The 2341-nt window shown below is 70.3% G+C and carries 3 protein-coding genes and 1 pseudogene; 2 read left to right on the forward strand and 2 right to left on the reverse strand.

What is annotated here, in order from left to right; genetic code table 11:
- Together AQI94_RS45425 and AQI94_RS42120 are read right to left on the reverse strand one after the other, a co-directional pair.
- Positions 1-386 (reverse strand): annotated as a pseudogene (locus tag AQI94_RS45425) (hypothetical protein); the annotation flags it as partial.
- 288 nt (positions 387-674) lie between these two features.
- Positions 675-1352 (reverse strand): GntR family transcriptional regulator, encoded by a 678-nt coding sequence (locus AQI94_RS42120; protein WP_030498533.1) that lies wholly within the window; start codon positions 1350-1352, stop codon positions 675-677.
- Positions 1353-1467: 115 nt separating this feature from the next.
- Between AQI94_RS42120 and AQI94_RS42125 the strand changes: the two genes are divergently transcribed.
- Both AQI94_RS42125 and traA read left to right on the forward strand, forming a co-directional pair.
- Complete coding sequence (locus tag AQI94_RS42125) at positions 1468-1653, forward strand: hypothetical protein (protein ID WP_030498532.1); 186 nt, start codon at positions 1468-1470, stop codon at positions 1651-1653.
- The gene (traA, locus tag AQI94_RS42130) at positions 1650-2186 is read left to right on the forward strand and encodes a plasmid transfer protein TraA (RefSeq protein WP_030498531.1); all 537 of its coding nucleotides are present in this window, start codon (positions 1650-1652) and stop codon (positions 2184-2186) included. The genes AQI94_RS42125 and traA overlap by 4 nt, the downstream gene beginning before the upstream one ends.
- Positions 2187-2341: the final 155 nt, after the last annotated feature.

A 2341-nucleotide genomic window follows, 5' to 3' on the forward strand; every position in this document is an offset into this window, starting at 1 on the left:
CCCCGGGGCGCCCCGCCGGGAGGGAAGGCTCGGGCGAGTTCGTTCCGGCCCCCGGAGCGCATCCAGTCGGCCAGGGACGAGCGGGGAGGCTCGTCCGGCTCCCACTCGTCTTCCGGGTCGTCGTCCGGCTCCCACACGGGCGCAGGGCGGACCCGAGGGGCCCGGGGCGGGGGTGGCGGCGGCCGGTAGCCCTCGGGGGACGGCCCGGTGTTCGCGTCGGTCCGGTAGGGCACGCGCTGCCCGGTGCCGCACTCGGGACACCGGATCGTCATCCGGTCCCGGGCCAGGGACTGCCACTCATGGCCGCACCGGCATTCGACCCACACGGCGGGTCGGGTGGCGACTTCCACGGCCCGGGAGGCGGCTCCGGACATGTCGGGGGTCACCGGTCCTTCCCACTCCTGATCCATGCGGACGTGGCGGGAGGTACGGCAGTGCGGGCACCGGGTGTTCCCGCCCCGGACCGTCGTCCGGTACGGCTCGGCACAGCTACGACACACGATCTGTACGGGGACGGTTCGCACGTCTCCCCCCTTTCCGCTGGTTCCTGGCGCGGTGTCACATTCGATGATCTCACGGGGTATTCCGGGGTGATCCGGAAATACGAACGGCCCTCGGGTCCGGGTGGACCGAGGGCCGTTCGGGGCCGGGGGAAGGGTGCGGGGCCGGTCGGGTCAGGTGACGGAGAGCGGATAGCCCGGGGCGTACACCGCTTCCCCCACGCCGATCACCTTGTCCCCCGTCGCGTAGACGCTGCGCAGGACCAGGACGGCGAAGTCCCCTTCGAGATTCAGGGCGGCCCGGTCGTCGTCGGTCGTGATCCGGGCGTCAACGGTCCGGGCCACGGCCTGAACGGCGTTGCCGGAGCGCTCCGCATAGACCGCCTGCCATGTCGGGTCGCACGGCTCGGGGAGGTCGATCTCGGGGACGACTTCCGCCACGTCGACGTGCACCCAGGATTGCGACGCCTCCCGGACGAAGTCACCGCGCTGCACGGTGCGGACCCGGTTGACGCACTCGCCCTCCCCGAGGAACGAGGCCACCCAGTCGGGCGCCGGCACCCGCTCGCTTCGCTTGTGGTGGATCGTCTCCCCGGCCTGCGTGATGCCGCGGATGCGCTGGGCTCCGGCGATCAGGTTTCGGCGGGGCGCGACGAACACGCCCTTCCCCTGCTGTGACACGAGGTAGCCCTCGGCTTTGAGCAGGGCGATTGCCCGGTATACGGCGTTGTCGCTCAGGTCGAACTGACTCATGAGCGCGCCGGTCGGGGGGAGTTTGTTGCCCGGTTCGAGCGTCCCCAGGTCGATCCTCGCGCGCAGGTAGGCGGCCATGCGCTCCACGGTCCCGGCCATGATCGGTTCCTCGCTTCCTATCGGATGTGGTTGACGGTACCGGACTGATCCCTTAACTTCCTACAGGAAGGCACTTCCTATGGGGAAGTCCCTACCGAGAGCGCAGGGAGTCGCAATGGAGCACGACGGACCGGCCGACCGGCCCCTGATGACGATGCGGATCAGTCGGGACAGCGGCCGTACGTGGTCGCCCGTTCGGGAGATCTGGCCGGACGACTGCGACGTGCACCCGTGGGACGCGATCATCTGGCCGCCCTGCGCCTGCCCCCGTCACCGCAAGGGATCGGAGATCAACCGGTGAGCACACCGACCGCAGCCGCTACGGGCGGCAAGAACAGCAAGAACGACTCCGCGAAGTTCGGCGCGTCGTTCGCCCCCTCGTTCACGCTCAACCTGTCGCAGAACAAGACCAACAACAGCGGGGGCGGCGGCGGGAGCCGTGGCTCGGTCCCCGCGCAGGGAGGCCGGGGCGGACACTCCGAGGCCCTGCTCCCCCCGCCCGAGTTCACCTCTCCGGCGGACGTGCGGAACTACTGCAACCACCTGCGGGCCGTCATGGTGACGCTCTCGTTCGAGGTGGCCATGGGTGCCGAGATCCTGAAGGGCGTTCTGTCCACGGTCCCGGACCCCGAGGGCCGTATCGGCGGCTCGAAGGCCCGGGCCTGGAAGGTCTCGCGGAAGCTGCGGAAGTCCGCGGACGCCGCCGCCTCCGCCGCGAAGAACGCCGCGGCCACCTATGCCGCCTTCCAGCAGGCGTACGAGGAAGAGATCAACCGCGTCAAGCACCGTGCCCGGCGCCCCCAGGGTCCGCGCATGGACTGGGCTCAGCAGTAAGGGGAGGGGCGGTCATGGGTGAGAAGGACATCGAGCAGCAGCACGAGGAACAGCTCAAGGGCGAGTCGGCACTCGCGGGGGTCGGCAAGTACCTGTTGCACCGGGCAAAGCCGCACCTGCCCCCGTGGCTCGGGGTCGTGGGCGTGGGCGTGGTC

The organism is Streptomyces pseudovenezuelae (genome assembly GCF_001513955.1).
GTDB classification, from domain to species: domain Bacteria; phylum Actinomycetota; class Actinomycetes; order Streptomycetales; family Streptomycetaceae; genus Streptomyces; species Streptomyces pseudovenezuelae.